General features: G+C 42.7%; 19 protein-coding genes. 7 read left to right on the plus strand and 12 right to left on the minus strand.

The annotated features are described in order from the left end of the window. The first annotated feature begins 6 nt into the window (after positions 1-6). The 3 genes from AAA938_RS05725 to AAA938_RS05735 all read left to right on the plus strand — a co-directional run bounded on the left by AAA938_RS05725 (position 7) and on the right by AAA938_RS05735 (position 1,873). Positions 7-1,089, plus strand: coding sequence for an oxygenase MpaB family protein (locus AAA938_RS05725; protein WP_338227681.1), 1,083 nt, complete (start codon positions 7-9; stop codon positions 1,087-1,089). A 108-nt stretch (positions 1,090-1,197) separates the two neighbouring features. Next, a complete protein-coding gene (locus AAA938_RS05730; protein ID WP_338227682.1) occupies positions 1,198-1,503 on the plus strand; it encodes a DUF2752 domain-containing protein in 306 nt (101 codons plus the stop codon). Beyond that, positions 1,496-1,873, plus strand: coding sequence for a TM2 domain-containing protein (locus AAA938_RS05735; RefSeq protein WP_338227683.1), 378 nt, complete (start codon positions 1,496-1,498; stop codon positions 1,871-1,873). Before AAA938_RS05730 ends, AAA938_RS05735 begins: the two co-directional genes overlap by 8 nt. A 58-nt stretch (positions 1,874-1,931) precedes the next feature. On the opposite strand, the gene AAA938_RS05740 is transcribed toward AAA938_RS05735, so the two are convergent. Then, positions 1,932-2,636 carry a hypothetical protein gene (locus AAA938_RS05740; protein WP_338227684.1) on the minus strand — a complete coding sequence of 235 codons (705 nt, stop codon included), beginning with the start codon at positions 2,634-2,636 and terminating at the stop codon, positions 1,932-1,934. Positions 2,637-2,683: 47 nt separating this feature from the next. Between AAA938_RS05740 and AAA938_RS05745 the strand changes: the two genes are divergently transcribed. Together AAA938_RS05745 and AAA938_RS05750 are read left to right on the plus strand one after the other, a co-directional pair. Next, positions 2,684-3,205, plus strand: coding sequence for a HEAT repeat domain-containing protein (locus AAA938_RS05745; protein WP_338227685.1), 522 nt, complete (start codon positions 2,684-2,686; stop codon positions 3,203-3,205). 42 nt (positions 3,206-3,247) lie between these two features. Next, on the plus strand, positions 3,248-3,865 hold the full coding sequence (locus AAA938_RS05750; protein ID WP_338227686.1) for a hypothetical protein: 618 nt from the start codon (positions 3,248-3,250) through the stop codon (positions 3,863-3,865). Positions 3,866-3,870: 5 nt separating this feature from the next. Here the strand turns inward: AAA938_RS05750 and hrpB are convergent, their stop codons facing one another. The 3 genes from hrpB to AAA938_RS05765 form a co-directional block, all read right to left on the minus strand. After that, a complete protein-coding gene (gene hrpB, locus AAA938_RS05755) occupies positions 3,871-6,357 on the minus strand; it encodes an ATP-dependent helicase HrpB (RefSeq protein ID WP_338227687.1) in 2,487 nt (828 codons plus the stop codon). Positions 6,358-6,424: 67 nt separating this feature from the next. Further along, a complete protein-coding gene (locus tag AAA938_RS05760) occupies positions 6,425-6,937 on the minus strand; it encodes a DUF2911 domain-containing protein (protein WP_338227688.1) in 513 nt (170 codons plus the stop codon). 113 nt (positions 6,938-7,050) lie between these two features. Then, positions 7,051-8,199 carry a Gfo/Idh/MocA family protein gene (locus AAA938_RS05765; RefSeq protein ID WP_338227689.1) on the minus strand — a complete coding sequence of 383 codons (1,149 nt, stop codon included), beginning with the start codon at positions 8,197-8,199 and terminating at the stop codon, positions 7,051-7,053. Positions 8,200-8,579: 380 nt separating this feature from the next. Here AAA938_RS05765 and AAA938_RS05770 point away from each other — a divergent pair, with 380 nt between their 5' ends. Further along, entirely contained in the window at positions 8,580-9,038 is a 459-nt protein-coding gene (locus tag AAA938_RS05770) for a (2Fe-2S)-binding protein (RefSeq protein ID WP_338227690.1), read from the plus strand. Positions 9,039-9,040: 2 nt separating this feature from the next. Continuing rightward, positions 9,041-11,203, plus strand: coding sequence for a xanthine dehydrogenase family protein molybdopterin-binding subunit (locus tag AAA938_RS05775; protein WP_338227691.1), 2,163 nt, complete (start codon positions 9,041-9,043; stop codon positions 11,201-11,203). 792 nt (positions 11,204-11,995) lie between these two features. On the opposite strand, the gene AAA938_RS05780 is transcribed toward AAA938_RS05775, so the two are convergent. The 8 genes from AAA938_RS05780 to AAA938_RS05810 form a co-directional block, all read right to left on the minus strand. Beyond that, positions 11,996-14,032 (minus strand): glutamine--tRNA ligase/YqeY domain fusion protein, encoded by a 2,037-nt coding sequence (locus AAA938_RS05780; RefSeq protein WP_338227692.1) that lies wholly within the window; start codon positions 14,030-14,032, stop codon positions 11,996-11,998. A 207-nt stretch (positions 14,033-14,239) separates the two neighbouring features. Further along, positions 14,240-14,698 (minus strand): rhodanese-like domain-containing protein, encoded by a 459-nt coding sequence (locus AAA938_RS20245; RefSeq protein WP_420915724.1) that lies wholly within the window; start codon positions 14,696-14,698, stop codon positions 14,240-14,242. A 222-nt stretch (positions 14,699-14,920) separates the two neighbouring features. Beyond that, on the minus strand, positions 14,921-15,460 hold the full coding sequence (locus tag AAA938_RS05785; protein ID WP_338227693.1) for a Crp/Fnr family transcriptional regulator: 540 nt from the start codon (positions 15,458-15,460) through the stop codon (positions 14,921-14,923). Between the two features lie 235 nt (positions 15,461-15,695). After that, complete coding sequence (locus AAA938_RS05790) at positions 15,696-16,043, minus strand: hypothetical protein (RefSeq protein ID WP_338227694.1); 348 nt, start codon at positions 16,041-16,043, stop codon at positions 15,696-15,698. A gap of 36 nt (positions 16,044-16,079) precedes the next feature. Next, positions 16,080-16,706 (minus strand): NADPH-dependent F420 reductase, encoded by a 627-nt coding sequence (locus AAA938_RS05795; protein ID WP_338227695.1) that lies wholly within the window; start codon positions 16,704-16,706, stop codon positions 16,080-16,082. 9 nt (positions 16,707-16,715) lie between these two features. Beyond that, a complete protein-coding gene (locus AAA938_RS05800) occupies positions 16,716-17,651 on the minus strand; it encodes a bestrophin family protein (RefSeq protein WP_338227696.1) in 936 nt (311 codons plus the stop codon). A 10-nt stretch (positions 17,652-17,661) separates the two neighbouring features. After that, positions 17,662-18,441, minus strand: coding sequence for a DUF481 domain-containing protein (locus AAA938_RS05805; RefSeq protein ID WP_338227697.1), 780 nt, complete (start codon positions 18,439-18,441; stop codon positions 17,662-17,664). 38 nt (positions 18,442-18,479) lie between these two features. Further along, positions 18,480-19,244, minus strand: coding sequence for a type 1 glutamine amidotransferase domain-containing protein (locus AAA938_RS05810; protein ID WP_338227698.1), 765 nt, complete (start codon positions 19,242-19,244; stop codon positions 18,480-18,482). Positions 19,245-19,337: the final 93 nt, after the last annotated feature.

Genomic DNA, 19,337 nt, shown 5'->3' on the forward strand with positions numbered 1-19,337 from the left:
AATGATGTGCAAAAATTAAAGCTTTATACAGATTCTTTTTTCGATGAATTGAGGAAAAGAGAGGATCCGCTTGCTGATCGGGCGGTTTTTTCTTTGATTCAAAACCCATCTCTCAGCTCCATAATCAATGATTGGGAGACCATTCCGGATGTTTTGCCAGAACAGTTTTCGAAAGAAATAACCGACTTCTTCAAGTTTTATCAGGATAAATCCCAAGAAGCAGAAAGGAAAGTTCTGGAAGGGGCCCAGACATTTTTCGAAGAAAAAGGGGATTTGTATTTAGCCATGCTGGGTTTTTACTCTCTCCCGTACTGCTATGCCTTTGCAGATGGGGCAGAAGTATTGGTCCGCTCCAATCGTATTGTGGACCAAATCGGAGAAAGAATGGGTGAAACAAGCTGGTTTGTAATGGAATTATTCAGTCCGGGAGCTTTTTTTGCCAGCAAAGAAGCCTATCTCACCTGCGCCAAAGTTCGATTAATCCACGCCTTTAGCCGGTTTTTTATTCATAGCTATGCCAAAGATTGGGATGAATCCTATGGTAAGCCGGTCAATCAGGAAGACATGTTGGGGACCAATTTGGCCTTTAGCTTTATTGTCCTGAGAGGACTAACCAAAATGGGATTTACCCCTTCAGAAAAGCAACAGACTGATGTTCTTTGCTATTGGAAGTGGGTTGGGGAACTGATGGGAATAGATGTTACATTTTGGCCGGAAACTCCCAAGGAAGCCTTTGAACTGGACAGGCACATCCGAAAGCGTCACCTTAAATCCTCCGCAGCCGGACAAAAGTTGATTCAATCTTTGATTTCATTTTACGAAGAAGCCATCCCTGAACCTCTCATTCAGACTCAAGTTCAGGGGATTCTCCGCTTCTTTTTGGGTAAAGAGGCTGCTGATGTTCTTGGTTTGGAAAAGACAGGTACTTACTCAGGCGATCTTTTGGGATTGATGTTTTCTTTTTTGGGCTGGAAAAATTACGGTGGAAAAAAAGGGTATTCCAGTATCCGGAGAAATCTCGTACAACAGCAAAAAGAGCGCTTTGGCAGAGTCCTAGAAATCTCAATTCCAGTATTAAATCGTACATAAACGGACACTTACTTGTCCACTATTTTAACAATTGTTTTGACGATTAGGCCTTGAAATGCAATTTGGGGCAGATTTGCCAGCTGGCACCTTTTTCGTACATTCCCAAGCATGAAAGAATTCATCACCAGGCTTAGAAGCATTCCCTTGGAATTGATTTTCTGGATCGGAAGTTTGCTTGCCATCCTGACGATTCAGTCGGGTGCAGAGGCGCATTTCACACTCTGCCCCTTGGATCATCTGGGGTTTAGCTGGTGTCCGGGATGTGGATTGGGACGATCGATGAACCTTCTTGCAAGAGGAGAATTTGAAGCTTCCTGGTCTATGCATCCACTTGCGATGCTGGCCTATGGGGTGATCTTTCATAGAATTTGGACTTTAATCAAAAACCTAAAAACAACACACAATTATGGCTAATGTATTGAGACACCTTCCTGAACTGGAAGGAATGGAACTGGGCTACATCCAGGGATTGATGAAAAATATGGATGAAGATCAAGCTTCTCTTTTTGCGCAAGTTTATCGGGCAAGAAGAAAGGACTCCCAAATGATATTAATTCTGACCTTGATCGGTTTCTTTGGATTTGCCGGACTTCATCGGTTTATCCTCGGACAAGTAGGATTGGGGATTCTCTATATCCTGACCGTGGGTCTTTGTTTCATCGGTACCATCGTGGACTTGGTCAATTACAAGAGCCTGGCATACGAATACAACATCAAAATGGCTCATGAGACTTTGGCTATGATCACCAATAATTTCCCCGGAACAGGATCTTCCCAAGTTTAAGATTTAATTCCAACCCTTCCTTTGCCCCTGAATTCCTCTGGTTTTCAGGGGTTTTTCTTTACCAGTCCTCTTCCTTTTCTTCTTGGGAATGGAAAAGGTCAGAGAAGTACCTTTCTCCTGCCTCGGAAAGTAAAAGATGAAAGCCATCTAAAAGTCTCCCTGCCTGCTGCAATTCTTCAAAAGATCCCTGAGAAACATGAAAAGGCAACTCAATCAATTGATTGGAATCTGAATCAAATGGAGGTGGGGTAGCCGATGAAAAAAGATGTGGCCAAAGCGTCTTGGAACAACTGATTCCCCAAAAATCCAAGGCAAACTGCTGCTCATACGAAGTGAGTCTTTCATTGATTTCTTCAAAAAATCTAAGGGTTTCTTCCAGCCTGATTCTCGAACCTGCTCTGGATTTTCCCTTGGTCTTTAGGTGTTTGATCTGCGATTTTCCCTGTTTCTTTCGAATCATGTAAGCCCGGAAAACTTTGTGATCTTCCATTTTTCCCTGATGAAAATACCCTACAGCAGCCTGACCTGATTTGATTAGAACTAAAGCAAAATGGGCATCATCATTGGGTAGTATCCCTTTTTCGGTATCCCAAGCCGTACCCCAAGAAAGGAAGATTTTTGCCAACCAGCCCTGATCTTTTTCTATCAAAACTTGATGTTTTTCAGACAAGTAGCTGATTTCCAATCCATCCCGAGAAGCCCTCTCCAGGATCTCTTCGGATTTCTTTAAGTCAATGAATTGAGAATCGGGAATTTTAATCATACTGGATGGCTTGAAAGGCTATCTTTGTGCAAATAAACCAAGAAATCATGAGCGAGGAAATCGAAAAGCTATTTGCCCGAATGACTGACCCTAAGGAGAATGATGCCTATCATTTTGCAGAAAAACTGGGAAAAATGGCAGACGAAGAAGTAAAGAACCGGCTTATTGATTTGGTAAAAGGCGACCATTGGGAGACCGCATTTTTGGCTGGTCATTCTCTTGCCAAAACCCAATGGAACGAGGAATCACTCGATGCGATATTTGAAGCCATTTTCGATCGAAAGAATAAATCCGTTCAAGGAGAATTGGTTCAGGTCCTCGAAGAATTTGACCTAAGCGAGCGCTTCGTAGACTTGTTGAAAGTTTATCTCTTCGGCAATTTCAAAGCATCCACTTTAGCCAAGGACCTACTGGACAGTGTGGAATTTGACATCACACCGAGAACTATCCGAAAAGCAGAAAAGCACTGGAATCACTACTTGCACAATCCTGAAGATGAAGGTAGTCTTGCCATCAAAAAATTGGAAGTAGAGCCTATGCTTCAGGAAATGAGGGAATTATTTAACTGAAGAAATACAACATTTGATTTTTTTGGAAGTTTAAACTCATGTATGAATGGGTTTGAAGTTATTTCGTTACAACAGAATTTTTTTGAGGATTTTGGCTACGACCTACATCCTTCCTCCTTCATTTTTGAAAAAGGAAATTCATTAGGCAAGCAGGTGATATTCATTCACTACCAAGAATATCCTGATGCTTCCTATCTGGAGTATAAACTTGGTGCTCGCATTGACCGGATTGAGGAGATTATCCATCAATTTTTGCCTACTCTGAGTGATTATGCGGAAAGGTCCATCACGTTGATTCAGACTCCGGATAAAATAGGTAAAGAGATTCCCAAGCGATTTGTTCTGTCCAACAATTCACAGCTTGCTGAGGCCATAATGGCTGCTGAAAAGTTCTTTGTCAGCTATGGATTTCACTGGCTGGATCAGATGATCAAGCCAGAGCTTCTGGAAAAGGAGTTCGCCCAAAGAAAGCAGCATGAATTTCGCACCCAAAACTTCGTGTATTATGCCTTCAGAGGAGTGACTTTGGCTAGACTTTACAATCCCGAAGATTACCCTATCCTGAGGGAAATTTATCTTAGTGAAATCAATCAGCGGGAGATGACTCCCTTTACCATTGCTTCCTTTCTCCAGCTTTTAGACTATTTGGATCATCTGTAAGCTGATTAGGTTCGTTTTTTTACTCCTCGGATTGCCTCTGCAGTAAGTGGGTTTTCTGGCCATTCGTGCTTGGGATATCTTCTTTTCAATTCCTTTTTGACTTCAAAATATCCATTCGTCCAAAAGCTTCTCAGGTCCTGCGTCAGCTGAACTGGCTTGAATCCCGGAGAAAGCATTTCGATCAATACAGGGACATTTCCCTGATTGACTTTTGGGGTGTCCAGGAGACCAAATAATTCCTGCAAACGAACGGAAAGAAGAGGAGTGGCTCCATCCTCTTTGTATTCCAGTTTGATCTGACTGCCTGAAGGAACATGGATTTTGGCCGGAGCAAGGGTTTCCAAGAGTTGTTGCTGCTCAAAAGATAGGTGATGAAGGAGGATCTGACTTAAGTTCAGTTTTTTGAAATCCTCGTTTTTGGAAATGTTTTCCAAATATGGTTCCAGCCATTCCGGTGATGTTTGACAAAGTGATTCGACTGACCAATCAGGCCAATTTTGATCTGGATTCCATTTATTCAAGGATTGCACGCGAAAAATCAGCTGCATGACATCCTCATTCCAATCCAGAAGAAATTGACCTTCTTCTTGGATTGCTTCAAGAATGGCTTGTTTAGCCAAAGACTTATCGAATTTTTGCAAAGGTCTAGTGCCAAGTAGGATGGCCCCGATTCGGATTTCTGAGTGAGCGATCAATCCCCCTTTTTTTCTATCCCATTCCAATACCTCCTTAGTCTTAAGCATGGGAGCTAAGTCTTTTGGATTGAGGGGTGCTGCCAGCCATATTTTCCCCATGTCTTCCCTTGCATCCACATGAGCTACGGCAAGCCATGATTCATAAGCCAGATCATCCTTATGGCCTATCTGGGCAATCTTTCCATTGGAAAGCTGGAACTGAGCATTGTTTCCGGGCCTTGCTGCCGCGATTCGCTCAGGATAGGCATACGCCAAAAGAAGTCCTGTGGCCCAAGGATCTACCGGGTCATTTTTAGGTTCTATCCCAAACATTCTTCTGTATTGCCCGGCAATTTTTTCAATTTTCTTAATCCTTGCGATACTTGCTCCTCGACTTCGAAATCTTCTCAAAGCCTCAATTCTTAGGTTCAAGTCCACTCCTGAGTCAGGAGGTAAAGGATCTCTCTCTTCCAAAATCGCCGCGATATCCGTACCCAGCTCCAGTTGATTATTCTGCTTCGCAAAAAGAAGCATGTGTGCAATTCTTGGATGACAGGGTAGTCCATGGATTGCTTTTCCATGAGAAGTGATTTTTCCATTTTCCAATGCATCTATGGACTCGAGGGTCTTTTCTGCCAAAACCAAGGTACCCGCTGGTGGTGGAGTCAACCACACCATGGATCGAATGTCCTCTTTTCCCCAAACTTTCATATCCAGCACCAAGCCAGTCAAATCAGCCTCCAAAAGCTCAGGGGTGCGATATTCCGACAATTGTGCCTGAGTAGCCTTTGACCATAAGCGATAAGAATGACCCGAAGTCAATCGGCCCGCTCTTCCGGATCGCTGATCAGCCGAATCCTTGCTGATTCTATGCAAAACCAATCGCGACAATCCCGATCTGGGGTCAAAGCGATTGGATTTGGCAAAGCCGGAGTCTACTACCACTTTCACACCTTCTATGGTGAGAGAAGTCTCCGCAATATCCGTGGAAAGCACAATTTTTCGCTTACCGGATGGATGAGGTAAAATAGCCCTTTGCTGTTCTGAAGGGTTCAATTGGCCATAAAGCGGCACAATTGCATCCTCCGGAAGGGCTCTTTTCAGAATTGACTCTGCTTTTTTAATTTCTCCCTGACCAGGTAAAAACACCAAAAAATCTCCCTGATGCTTTCTAGTCAAAGGCAGAATCTGTCGCGCGGTATCTTCTCCTATAGCATATTCATCCACTTCTGTCAAGTAGTTAACTTCAACAGGATATTGCCTTCCCAGGCTGTGAATAACCTGTGATTCCAAAAGCTGTCCCAACTGATCTGCATCTATAGTAGCGGACATCAACAAAATCCTCAAATCCGGTCTCAGAACCTGTTGCACTTCTCTGCATAGCGCTAATGCAACTTCAGAATGAAGGTTACGCTCATGGAATTCATCAAAAATGACCAAACCCACATCCTTAAGTTCATTGTCTGAATGCATCATTCGGGTGAGAATACCTTCAGTGATTACCTCCAAGCGCGTTTTCTGAGAGATTGCTGATTCGAATCGGATGCGATATCCTATTGTTTCGCCTACTTTTTCCCCAAGCATATCGGCCATCCTTGTCGCAATGGATTTGGTGGCCAAGCGTCTTGGTTCCAACATGATGATTTTTTTTCCTTCCAGCCAAGGTTCATCCAAAAGTGCCAAAGGCAACAGTGTACTTTTACCTGCACCCGGAGGGGCTTGGATGATTAAAGAGTTATTTTGATCTAGGTGGGATTGGACCTGAGGAATAATTTCCGCAACAGGGAGGTCAAATGAAAAAGGATTGAATTTGGACATGGACCACAAAAATAAAAAAGCCATCCGGAATTAATCGGATGGCTGCTTTTATAAGCTTATTTTCTGATTAATTCGCAGAAGCAATTTTTGCAGCAGCTTTTCCATACTCCCAAGCCACTTCAAAACCTCCAGAATTTACTCTGTAAACCAACCTTTCTTCCATTGTAGAAGTCTGCTGAGAAGGTACATTTACTCGAAGCTGATCTTCCTTGGAATCGTAGTTGAAAGCTCCCCATTGCTTGGCTACTTTGTTGAAAATTAAAGTAGATGATCCTTCATTGGGAATGATGAAGAAACTGTAGGTTCCTGCTGGCAATTTTTGACCTTCTACCAAAATGTCCTTGTCAGTAGTGAAAGTAGTCGCTTCGTTGGCACCTGCTCTCCATACTTGACCAAGTGGAACCAAATCTCCCCAAATCGTCCGGCCTTTTACGGCAGGAGAGGAGTAGTTGATCGTGATTTTTGCGCCACCGGCAGTACCTTCTGCGGTCATTGCAGGACTTGCTTTTTCTTGTGCAAAGGTAAAGGTGATCGCTAATGCGAAAAGGAAAAGGGTGAATACTGATTTTTTGATATTCATAGGATTGTTGATTTAGGTAATTGTTTTAGGAAAATATTAACGAATAGTTGATGCAGTAATTATTTAAAGAAAAAGCCTTTTTCAAAAATTGGAAAAAGGCTTATTCGTTTGAGTTAAATTTTTACCCAAGCTTGTTTTTTGTTGCTTTCTACGATCCTTTCTCCGATGATCAATTCTCTCAGACCATCTGCGAAAGTCGGGAAAGTAGGAGAGGCAGGTTGTTTGCCTTCAGCTACTGCCGCATACACCTCTTTGAACATCTGCTTGGAAGTATCCGGGAAGCCTTCATTATGTCCTCCCGGGAAGCTAATCAGCGAAGATGCTTCTTGATGGAATAAGGAAGGATCTTTCATCAAGTGCTGATTGGCCGTTTCTCTTTTGCCAATCCACAGCTCATTTGGACGCTCTGAATTGAATTCAAAATTGGACTTAGAGCCGGCAATTTCGATGTTCAGACGATTTTTTCTTCCTGCGTTCACCTGAGAAACGGTGATTGAACCTTTGGAACCGTTGTCAAAGCGAAGCATTACGGTAGCATGGTCTTCTGTATTGATCGGAACTTCCTCATAGTCATCCATGGTGAGCATTTTGCCAGAATAGGTTTCAATAGCCTTCAATGGCTTCAATCGCGTTTTGTGAACGGTGGAGAAGTCAGCCATGACCTCGGTGATTTTCAGACCTGTGACGTATTCAGTAATGTCCAAAAGGTGGGAACCGATGTCCGCAATAGCTCTGGAATCCCCGGATTTGTCCGGTTCCAATCTCCAGTTGTAATCAGTCGCCAGATACAACCAGTCCTGCAAGTAAGACCCCATGATATTGTACACCTCTCCAAGTTCACCTTTTTCCCGCATGACCTTCATTTGGCGCACCATAGGATAGTAGCGAAGATTGAAGTGAACAGCATTTACCATACCTGTGGTAGAGGCTATTTTGACCAATTCTTCAGCTTCATGGATTTTTACTGCCAATGGCTTTTCGCAGATGACATGCTTTTCAGCTTCCAATACAGCCTTGGCCTGGGAATAATGTAGAAAATTAGGAGTACAAATATGCACCACATCGATATCCGGCTGCTTGAGCATTTCGTCAAAAAGATAAGCTCGGGGAATTCCTAGCAATTTTGCTTTTTCATCAGCCAATTCCTGATTGACCTCCACAAGTGCAACTACTTCAACATTGGGAATTCTTCGAAGGGCCTCCAAATGAGCCGGACCGATAAAACCGGTGCCTACTATGGCAGCTTTGATGGTTTGGGACATAGGTTTATTTTGGTTTAGTAGATTTTGAATTGGATTTGAAGTTAGAAATTTTGGTCTTAAATCACTCAAATTCCCCTTTTCAAAATCGGGAAGTCTTGGAAATCAAGGAAAAAAATCAGAAAAGGTCTTTATGTGAACCAATAGGAAAATAAAAATGAGGAGATGATATTTTCCTTTCATCGGAAAAAGATTGAATGGTAAAGAGCTTTAAAACCAATCCTTTTCATTGAAATTTTACCAATTTCTTTTCCAAAAAAAGGCCAAAGTCAACCACTCTAAAAATGATTTAAGCCATTCATGTGGAAATGGGCTCATTGTGAAAAAACGACTTTCAAAAAGGACTGATTTTCTTTAATTTACTTTCAAACATATAAACACCCATGGCAAACTATAACTTAAAAATCAACGGCAAATCCCATAATGTGGATGTCGAAGATGATACCCCGCTTCTTTGGGTACTTCGGGACCACTTGGGCATGGTCGGGACTAAATTTTCTTGCGGCATTGCCCAATGTGGAGCATGCACCGTGCATTTGGACGGGAAAGCTACTTTCTCCTGCGTTACGCCAATTTCCAGTGTCGGAAATTCTGAAGTGACTACCATCGAAGGTCTTTCCGAAAAAGGAGACCACCCGGTTCAAAAAGCTTGGGAAGAGGTAGATGTGGCTCAATGTGGCTATTGCCAAGCCGGTCAGATCATGACTGCGGCAGCATTTTTAGAACAAAATCCAAGCCCCTCCATGGAGGAAATTGACAATGCGATGAACAGAAATATCTGTCGTTGCGGGACTTACCACAAGATTCGTGAAGCAGTTGCCCTAGCCGCTAAATCCAAATAATCATGAAGACCATAAGCAGAGCAAGCAGAAGAGATTTTCTCAAAATCGCAGGAACCACAGCAGGTGGTTTGTTTATCGGATTCAACTGGTTTAGTTGCGATTCACCAAAAGTTGAGGTACTGAGCACCGAAGAGATTTTAGCTCAAGCCAAATCCTTCAACGCCTATTTGTCCATTTCCCCAACAGGTGACGTGGTGATTTATTCTCCCAATCCCGAACTGGGCCAAAATATCAAGACATCCTTCCCAATGGTGGTTGCCGAGGAATTGGATGCCGACTGGGAGAAAGTTCGTGTCGTTCAGGCCAATTTGGACACCGAAAAGTATGACCGACAGCTTACCGGAGGTTCGGGTGCTATGCCCCACAGCTGGGAGAGACTCCGCAAAGCCGGTGCTACAGCCAAGTATGTTTTGGTAGCTGCAGCAGCAAAAACCTGGAATGTACCTGCTGAAGAAATCACGGTTGAAAAAGGAATCATTTCCCACAAAGGATCCGGGAAAAGCGGGCATTTTGGGGAATTTGTCACCGAAGCCGCCAATATCTCAGCACCCGAGGAGGTTATCCTGAAGGATAAAAAGGACTTCAATATCATTGGCACACCGGTGAAAAACGTGGATGCCAAGGAAATGTATACTGGCAAACCACTTTTCGGATTGGATTTCTATCGAGAGGGGATGAAGCAGGCTATGGTTCAGCGGGCTCCTTTCGGTATGAAGATCAAATCCGTAGATGATGCTGCCGCTAGAGCGGTTTCGGGAATTACAGATGTGGTGACTTTTGGAACAAGCGTGGCAGTGGTAGGAGATTCCACCTGGCCATTGATGAAGGCCAAAAAGTTGTTGAAAGTGGAATATGAGCCGGATGGCACCGTGGAGAGTTCGGCTGACCACGATCGGATTTTTGCCGATTTGATGGCTTCTGGCAAATCAGAAGTGCGTCGAAAAGATGGAAACGTAGATGCGGCTTTCAAAACCGCGGCCAAGGTTGTTTCAGCGGAATATCAGTGTCCTTTTTTGGCGCATTCTCCGATGGAACCGGAAAACTTCTTTGCTCATGTGCAGGGAGACAAATGCGAACTGATTGGTCCCACCCAGACTCCGGATCGTGCCAGACAATCTGCAGCTCAGATTTTGGGGATTCCTGCGGAAAACATCAGCGTTGAAATTACCCGATTAGGTGGTGGATTCGGTAGAAGGCTAAGAGCGGACTACGTGGAAGAGGCAGTTCATATTTCCAAAGCCATCGATGCCCCGGTGAAAGTCACTTGGAATCGAGAAGATGAATTGACCGGTGGAGCTTACAGACCTGCTGTTCGATACAGATTTGAAGCGGCTTTAAATGAATCCGGTGAAATGATCGCTTACAAGCTTCGCGGAGTAGGAATGAATGCCGGAAATACAACTCGAGAAAACAATTTCCCATCCGGAGCGGTGGACAACGTACTGATCGAAAGTGTCAACTACGAGTCTTCCATCACCACCAATGCCTGGAGAGCTCCAATCACCAATTTCTTGGCTTATGCAGAGCAAAGTTTCTTAGACGAAGTTGCTTTGGAAGCTGGAAAAGATCCGGTAGAATTCCGTTTGGAATTACTCAATAGAGCCAAGTCTAATCCGGTAGGAGAGTTGGGTTATGATGTGGACCGAATGATCGGAGTGGTGAAAATGGCAGCTGAGAAGTCCAATTGGGGCAAAGACCCTAATGTGAAGCAGGGATTCTCCGTGTATTTCTCTCACAGATCCTATGTCGCTCAGGTGGCCAATATCGAAATGCAAAGCGGTACTCCGGTTTTGAAAAAGATCACTGCAGTCACGGATTGTGGAATGGTCGTAAATCCAACCGGTGCGAATCATCAGGTACGAGGTGGAATCGTGGACGGTATGGGCCACGCGATGTACACCAACCTGACCTTCGAAAATGGATTGCCAAAGCAGAAAAACTTCGATTCTTACAGGCTGATTCGTATGAAGGAAGTTCCGGAAATCGAAACTCACTTCTTGGATTCAGGCTTTAATCCGACTGGTCTAGGGGAACCAGCACTTCCCCCAACTGGAGGTGCGATAGCCAATGCGATTTTCTCAGCAACAGGAAGAAGACTCAGAAGTCAGCCGTTTATCGAGCAAAAAGAGTTTTCGGATATCAAATTGGAAATCCGCAGAGCGTAAAATCTGAGATTTGATACTTCGACTTCGCTCAGCACAAAAGTTTGAAATGCTGCTTTTTCGGAGGCAGCATTTTTTTTCAACATTTAGAAATTGAAGAGTTGATGTTATGCTGCTTTTCCGAAAGCAGCATTTGCCTAAATTTGGTTCCAAAGTCCAATTACTCAGAACTTTATTTTTTTACCACATAGGCACATAGAGGCACATAGATTTTGATGCGAATTTTTTGAATCTCTAGGTTTTCTACTGTGGCTATGTGGTTGAAATTATTAGAAGTTAACTTTTAATGAGATGTCCTGATGTTATGCAGATTTTAAGAAAGCAGCATTTGCCTAAATATGGTTCGAAAGTCCTATTACTCAGAACTGTATATTTTTTACCACATAGGCACATAGAGACACATAGATTTTGATGCGAATTTTTTGAATCTCTATGTTTTGATGTTATGCTGCTTTTCCAAAAGCAGCATTTGTCTGAGGTAAGTCCTGCTTAAGGTGAAAAAAGGACTGAAGCAGTTTCACCACATAGCCACATAGATTCACATAGTTTAAGGGGTGTATAGCAATACTTCTATGTGTTCTATTGTGCCTATGTGGTTTAAATTTTTTAATGGTTGACTTCTAGTAAAAATGTCTTCCCAACTTGATGTCTTCGTGGCAAAGCCCACTTCCCAGCTGGAAAAAAAAGAGCCTCTAAAATTCAATTAGAGGCTCATTGATTATTAATATGTTTTGTTTTGAAGATTAAAGCATTGATCTTTTGATCAATTTTTCAATTTTCAAATCTTGTAATCTTTCAATCCAACTTCTCCGCTTCCGCTCTCAGAATCTCATTATCATCTGCTTTAGCGGAAGCAATAAACTCCTCAATCGACTGATTTTTGGCTTGTCCTTTTTTCAGTAAAACTCCCAAAGCCAAAACAACTGCTATCCGGGTTCCTGTCTTCTTCACCGCAGTTCCAAATAGCGGCTCCAATTCTTCATAGCTTACCTCTTCGGAAAACTCTCGGATCGAATTCATGGCTGTTTCCAGCTTGTCTCCAGAAAGATTGGTCAATTTCTTTCCAACCTGCTGGATTTCGTTGATTGCCTTTTTCTGAGGCTGTGATTGCGGCTGAGCAGATGGTTTTGGCTGATTTTGAGCTGGTGCCTGGGTATTTTGCTTTGCCCAGGTATCTTTCAATCCCACTGTCTTATTGAAAATCAACTTGCCTTCATTTGAATCGGGATCCAAGGCGAAATAGCCCAATCGCTGGAATTGAAACTTGTCTTCCAAAGTTGCTTTTGCTAAAAACGGCTCCAAATAAGCTTCTTGAATCACATTCAAAGAATTAGGATTGACAAATTCCAAGAAGCCTTTTTCTTCATGAGCATCAGGGGCCTCGTCCAGGAACAATCGATCGTATTCCCGGACTTCTGCCTTGATCGCATGAGCAATGGATACCCAATGCAGGGTTCCTTTCACTTTTCGCTCACTGGCTTCCGTTCCGCTTCCTGATCTGGATTCAGGATCATAGGTACAATGGATTTCCTGGATTTCACCAGAAGCATCTTTCACCACGGATTCCCCTTTGATGATGTATGCACTTTTCAGACGAACTTCATTCCCGAGAGAAAGTCGGAAGAAATTCTTTCCTCCATCTTCTTTGAAGTCTTCCCGCTCGATATACAATTCTCTAGAGAAAGGCACTTCATGGGTTCCTGAATTGGCCTCCTCCGGATTGTTTTCCAGATGTAGAATCTCCGATTTTCCTTCCGGATAATTGGTAATAACCAACTTTACCGGGTTCAAAACACCCATCACTCGAGTGGCCGTTTGGTTCAAATCTTCTCGGATACAGAATTCCAACAAGGAAACATCAGTCACATTATCCCGCTTGGCAATGCCTGCCAAATCACTGAATTTACGGATGGAAGTAGGGGTATACCCTCTTCTTCTTAGTCCAGAAATGGTAGGCATTCTTGGATCATCCCAACCTGCTACCACCTTCTTTTGTACCAGTTCGAGTAGCTTTCGCTTGCTCATGACGGTGTAGCTGAGATTTCTTCTGGCGAATTCTCGCTGCTTTGGTCTCAACTTGGCTGGATCCACGATTTGATCCAAATACCAGTCGTACAATTCCCGGTGGGCTTTGAACTCCAGAGTACAAAGGGAATGAGACACCTGCTCGATGTAATCAGATTCTCCATGGGCCCAGTCATACATAGGATAAATACACCATTTATTTCCTGTACGGTGGTGGTGGGCATTGATGATTCGGTACAAAATCGGATCACGCATGTGCATGTTGGGAGAGGCCATATCGATTTTGGCTCTTAGCACATAGCTACCAGCTGGGAATTCTCCATTTTTCATTCGCTCGAACAGCTCCAAGCTTTCGGCAATTGGCCGATTTCTGTAAGGACTGTCTGTTCCCGGAGTGGTAGGAGTCCCTTTTTGCGAAGCGATCTGCTCTGAAGTTTGCTGATCGACATAAGCCTTGTCTTTTTTGATCAGTTCTACAGCCCAGTCATGGAGCTGTTGGAAGTAGTCAGAGGCATAGCATTCATTAGCCCATCGAAAACCCAACCAAGCGATGTCACGCTTGATGGCATCCACATATTCCTGCTCTTCTTTGGAAGGATTGGTATCGTCAAATCTCAGATTGACAGGGGCATTGTATTTTTCGCCCAATCCAAAATTCAAACAAATAGATGCGGCGTGACCGATGTGTAGATAGCCGTTGGGCTCAGGAGGAAAACGAAAGCGTAGATTTTCTTTGGAAAAACCTGCTGCCAGATCTTCCTCGATGATATGTTCTATAAAATTCAGGGACTCGCTAGATTCTTTCATAATCGACATAAAGGCCCAAAAATACTTCAATTAGAAGGAAAAGCAACAAACTTAAAAAAGACCATAAAATGAGAAATCAGGAATTTTACCTTCCTGACACTCCTCAAGTGTAATTGAAAGATCCAAAAAAACCACAATTCAAAAATCATAGAACTGGATTTAACTAGTCCTCAGATTCTTAATAAATATACTTTTGCCCCTAGAGTACTACTCAAGTCTTCTATTCCAGGGGAAATTTGCAATCAGGATTTTTAGATAACAATTATCAGTAATAGTAGAGAAAGCAAGTCCCGAGCAAATAATCACCGGTATAGCCCAAACGAAAACCCATCCCAAATAAGCTCCTAATAGAAAAAGGGTCAGAAAGAGGGCTAAGATTAATCGAAACTGCCTATCAATGCTCCAGGATGGCTGATAGTCTGAGTTTTCCTTATGCACTCCCATTTGTTTTTCCAGAATGCTGACAAACTCAAAATCATTTAGTTTAAGCTTTTGATAAACCTCATTTGCCCGATTTCCACTTTCACAGACGAGGCAAATTTGCTTTTCTTTAAAGGGGACAAAATCCTCAACCCTGAATGAAGTAGAAGGAAGATTAATTGCTCCAGGAATTGAAATTTCAGAAAACTCCTTTCTTGTTCTTACATCAATGATGACACTTTCCACGAATCAAAATACTTCAATCAACAGCTTTCCTATAAAATAAATCGATGGAAAAAAAGCCATAAAGCCAATGCACTTGCATGGAAATAAAACTTTAGTGACCCATTTTGGATAATTGCCATTTACCATTCTTGAAACTGTTCTCATAGTGTTTTAGGGTTTTTGATAAAAGAATTAATACTGTCCAAAAATGTGGCATTTCCAAAAAGGGCGAAATAACATATGTTAATTAATGCTTTTTCTACCTTTTCTATTTCTGATTCGGGAAAGTGAAACTGTAGTTACGCCGATATATGAGGCAAGATACTTCTGAGGAATTCTCAAAATCAATTCTGGATTTTCTTCCAGCAAAGTAAAATATCGCTCCTCAGGGGTTAAAACTTGAAAAAACATTATTCTGTGGACCGCCTCATGAAAGGCCTCACTGATGTTATCATTCCAGAACTTCAATAGGCGAATGTTATTTTGGCAAAGCTCCTTCAGCTTCTTGGTATTGACCTGAATAACCAAACAATCTTCAACAGCCTCTAGGTATTCAAAAGATTTTTCACCCTTCAAAAGGCAGTTTGAGCAGGCAGTAACGTCTTTTTCCAACGCAATCCGTACTGTGCGTTCTTCCCCGTTGCTTTGATGGACAAAAGTTCGAATAGCTCCTTTTAATATCCCCAAAGCAAAATCGAAATAATCGCCCTCCTTGGCGATCATTTCCCCGGACTTGTAACTTTTAAAGGAAGAAATTTTATAGAGGTCAAAAATATCCTCCATCTTGAGGTCTTTGAACCTTTTAAAAAAATTTATAAAAGAAGTCTCCAATTTTTCGGCTTACTGTTTATTGACGTGATTCAAATGAATCGAAAGAAAATCTTTTCACTACTTAAAGTAAAAAGAATTTTATTTTTAGAATCATTCATGGGTGGTATTTTCCCTAGCAGCAAGAAAAAATTCAAATAAAATCAAAGTGTTGAAAAAGCGGGACACGCAATGCTTTCCTTTCTATCCCTTAAATTTCATCCATCTCCCGGCTTGGCCAATAGGCACCGGTTAGGATCAGTTTTTCCTGACTTGGATCAAAAACAAAGGAAATTATCATTTCCTCTTTTTGCTGCTCGTGAATAGCCAAGCAGGCGTTGAAATGCACTAATTCAAACTCCAGGGTGAAATTCCCTTTCAGCTTTGATTCAAATTCAGGTTTATCCTTTAGCCTGACATTTTCAGCTACTGCACTTTCCTTTTTGTAGTAGTAAGACAGAAAGATTCCCAATTTTTTTTCCTGAGTTTGCAGCAAATCAATCAATCCTGACTCATTCTGTTGGGATTTGGAAAAATTGAAAGTCCATGTTTCTTGCATGATAATCGGCTTCTTCAATACCAAGGTCGGAGAAACTTACCGCTTCAGCAACTTGAACCCAATTTCTCTTCCTTGTCCTTGTACCATTGCCAAATTGATCCAAAACCAAGCAAATTGCTCCATCAACTCAAATTTGTCGTTCCCGCCTATCGAATAACACTCCCCAAAACCAGCATCTTTGGCCAGTTGAATGGCTGCAGCTTTACCTTTTTCACTATCGCCAGCTACAAACATATCCAAGTCAATATCCCCATATCTTGGATTTTTCATATTGTTGAAACCAGTTGTATTGAAGCATTTGACTACATCCCGGGTTTGGGTGTTGGCTAGGATAGCCTCAGCCGTGGTTTTGAAACCTGCCGGACCTCTGCCCATGACGATATTCATCGAGTCGATGATGACTTTTCCAGTGGTATCTCCTAGGCTTTTTGCCACTTCCACCGCAGCTGTGGCCGGGGTAGCCAGAAGAATAAGTTCCGAAAGTGCTACTGCTTCCTTGACTAAGTGTACCGAGGTCTTTGGATTTTGCAGTAAATCCTTTCCCTTGAAACTGGATAAATCCTGCACTCCAAGATGGATGATATGGCCTGCAACTGCCCATTTGCTTGCTAAAGAGCCTCCCACATTTCCGGTTCCGATGATTGCTATTTTCATATGCTTCATTTCTAAGGTTTAGTATAAATATCCATCTTTTTGGTTAAGCTTTTTCGGCAAATTTCCCTCTCCAAGCATTTCTTTAAGGTCAATTTCGATTGAATTACATAGAGAGGATAGGGGCACGTCAGTTATCCGGTTTTCAAAAGGATCCTCATTGACTTCTCCCACTTTGGCTTGAATAGAAAAGACGAAGGAAATCAATATCGATACGGGGACCATCAACCCGGCCATTTCCATCCGACTGAAATCTCCGATCAATGCAAATGGCAGAAGAATGATAAATACATAAAGAAAAAGTCGGGTAAAAAAATCGTATTGACGCAGCAGGGGAGTGTTTTTGATCCGCTCACAGCTTCCTTGATAATTGGCCAAAGCCAAGAGTTGGCCTTCCATCTGAAAGGAATCAAAGCCACCCAACGTCCCATTTGCCATGGCTTGATAGATCTTCTTTCCGATTAAAAGTTGGAGAAAATTGGGTTTGTTTTGACTTAGAACCAATTGGGAATAATCTTCCGGGGAGAGAAAAGGCTTGAGTTCTGACCAGGTTTCCTGATTTCGAAGGTGAATTCTCAACGCATGAACCCAGGCAATACAGCAATAAACAAGGTGCTTTTTGAAAGACTCACTTCGCTCTTTTTCATAATTCGCTTGATGAGCATGACTATCGGTAAAGGTGATAATCAATCGTGCCAAGACCCGACTGGAATTCACAATTCCTCCCCATACTTTCCGGGCTTCCCACCATCTTCCGTAGGCACTGTTGTTTCGAAAAGCGATGAATATAGCCAAAGCACTACCCAAAATGGCGGCGATGGAAAAGGGTAAGGAAAATTGGGCGATTCCATTTTCAAACAGCCACCAAATTCCAACGGAGGCAGCGGTTGAAATTAAAAGCTCTGATTTGACATAATGGATTACCTTGAGAGGATTAAAGTTTCTTTTAAGAATCATGAGGGTAAAATCATTTTGTGAGTTGATAGCTGAGACCAAAAGTCAAAATCCTGTCATCCGGCAGTACAGACGAGGTGACTACCTGTTCATGGCTAAAACTGTATTGTATCATGGCATTTAAGCCTTTCCAAAGCGGGATATTCATTCCCACATCTAACTGGAATCTGTTGTTGGGTATATTTTCCAGTCCGGGCTGCCAATAACCGCTGTAAAAAAACCTGAGCTTGGAATCAGCCAGTCTGTGCCAAGCGTAGAGGTATAAAGTCGCTCGTGCTAGGGAAATTTGATTGTCCCCGTTGTAGGACGATTCATTAAATTGATCATTGCGAAATCGTGTGGACTCATAGACCAGGCTTGCTGAAAGCTTAAGGTTGGTTTTTGCTTTTTGTACCACTTGCCAAGTGTATCCAAGCCCCCCAAATCCTCTGAAAGCGACCTCTCTTCGGAAGTTGGTTTGAAGGTAAATCATGGAAAAAGGATAGAATTTCTTGAAGGGTTTCCAATACAGGTAATTCCGGCTATTGATATCGTTGTCTGCCCTAAAGCCGCTGAATTCCTGATAAAGACTGTTGTTTTGGGATTTAAAAACCAGCGACTTTTGGGAATTTGACACAATTTCTAATCTTCCTCGGAGGACCAATAGCTCTACATTTCCCTGTTGCAGGGCTCCCGAAAGTCCAGCGCGAAACTGGAATTTTGCTGTGTCACTTTCATTTAATTGAGCTTGTAGCGGAAAAGAGAAAATGTGGAGCAAGAAAAAGGCAAGGCCTCCTATTTCAAAAGCCTTCATAAACCCTTTCTTACTCCATTTTCTCACGACTCAGTTATTTACTTATTCAATGCCTCAACCACCATTTCAGCCGCTGCTGCACCGGAATTTTGCTGTTGACCTGTGATCAAATTCCCGTCTTGAATGGCATAAGAGGAAAATGGGGCGGCCACTTTGAACGTAGTTCCGGAGAGTTTTCGAGCCTCTTCTTCGATTCGATAGGGTTGAATCTTCATACCCACAGCCTGATTTGCAAATTCCTCTTCCGCATCAGCAAAACCAGTCCAGGTTTTTCCGGACACCAGAAGTTCACCATTGGATTTTTTGGCTTCTAGAAGAAGGGTAGTTGAATGACAGACCGCGGCGCTGGGTTTTCCTGATTCATAAAAGGCGGTAAAAAGCCTTTCCAAGTCTTGATTACCTCTGAAGGTGTACATCGGGCCTTGACCTCCCACGAGGAAAATCGCCGCATAGTCCCTTGGATTGACCTCGGTCAATTGTTTGGTATTTTCCAACATGGCCAGAAATTCAGGCTTTTGCAGGTAGCCCAAAGATATCACATCATGTGCCGAGTAGCCGCTTGGATCATTGGGATTGGAATAGGCATCCATTTCAAGCTTTCCACCGTCCGTAGATACCAATTCCACTTCATATCCTGCTTCCTGAAAAACGCGGAGCGGGTGGGTCAACTCTGCAATCCAAAAACCGATTGGCCAGCCGGTCTGCTTGGATATCGATGGAGAACTTGCGACCATGAGGATTTTCCCTTTGGATGGCGCGCCGTGAAAATGCACATAGCTGTTCCTTTCTAAAATTTGATTCATGATTGTCGTATTTTTTGTTGGATCAAATTTTGAAATGAATACTATCTTTGGCTATATACTTACCAAAGATGTAGATCTGCACTTTTTGGAAAG

Origin of the sequence: Algoriphagus taiwanensis, from assembly GCF_036245645.1 — a bacterium.
In the GTDB taxonomy this organism is placed as follows: domain Bacteria; phylum Bacteroidota; class Bacteroidia; order Cytophagales; family Cyclobacteriaceae; genus Algoriphagus; species Algoriphagus taiwanensis.

Coding starts and splice junctions, on each gene's coding strand:
- AAA938_RS05785 (WP_338227693.1), bottom strand. CDS start 15,460: ATGGAGGATATTTTTGACCTCTATAAAATTTCTTCCTTTAAAAGTTAC.
- AAA938_RS05750 (WP_338227686.1), top strand. CDS start 3,248: ATGAATGGGTTTGAAGTTATTTCGTTACAACAGAATTTTTTTGAGGAT.
- AAA938_RS05780 (WP_338227692.1), bottom strand. CDS start 14,032: ATGAAAGAATCTAGCGAGTCCCTGAATTTTATAGAACATATCATCGAG.
- hrpB (WP_338227687.1), bottom strand. CDS start 6,357: ATGTCCAAATTCAATCCTTTTTCATTTGACCTCCCTGTTGCGGAAATT.
- AAA938_RS05790 (WP_338227694.1), bottom strand. CDS start 16,043: ATGCAAGAAACATGGACTTTCAATTTTTCCAAATCCCAACAGAATGAG.
- AAA938_RS05765 (WP_338227689.1), bottom strand. CDS start 8,199: ATGTCCCAAACCATCAAAGCTGCCATAGTAGGCACCGGTTTTATCGGT.
- AAA938_RS05795 (WP_338227695.1), bottom strand. CDS start 16,706: ATGAAGCATATGAAAATAGCAATCATCGGAACCGGAAATGTGGGAGGC.
- AAA938_RS05745 (WP_338227685.1), top strand. CDS start 2,684: ATGAGCGAGGAAATCGAAAAGCTATTTGCCCGAATGACTGACCCTAAG.
- AAA938_RS05800 (WP_338227696.1), bottom strand. CDS start 17,651: ATGATTCTTAAAAGAAACTTTAATCCTCTCAAGGTAATCCATTATGTC.
- AAA938_RS05760 (WP_338227688.1), bottom strand. CDS start 6,937: ATGAATATCAAAAAATCAGTATTCACCCTTTTCCTTTTCGCATTAGCG.
- AAA938_RS05775 (WP_338227691.1), top strand. CDS start 9,041: ATGAAGACCATAAGCAGAGCAAGCAGAAGAGATTTTCTCAAAATCGCA.
- AAA938_RS05730 (WP_338227682.1), top strand. CDS start 1,198: ATGAAAGAATTCATCACCAGGCTTAGAAGCATTCCCTTGGAATTGATT.
- AAA938_RS05810 (WP_338227698.1), bottom strand. CDS start 19,244: ATGAATCAAATTTTAGAAAGGAACAGCTATGTGCATTTTCACGGCGCG.
- AAA938_RS05805 (WP_338227697.1), bottom strand. CDS start 18,441: ATGAAGGCTTTTGAAATAGGAGGCCTTGCCTTTTTCTTGCTCCACATT.
- AAA938_RS05735 (WP_338227683.1), top strand. CDS start 1,496: ATGGCTAATGTATTGAGACACCTTCCTGAACTGGAAGGAATGGAACTG.
- AAA938_RS05740 (WP_338227684.1), bottom strand. CDS start 2,636: ATGATTAAAATTCCCGATTCTCAATTCATTGACTTAAAGAAATCCGAA.
- AAA938_RS05770 (WP_338227690.1), top strand. CDS start 8,580: ATGGCAAACTATAACTTAAAAATCAACGGCAAATCCCATAATGTGGAT.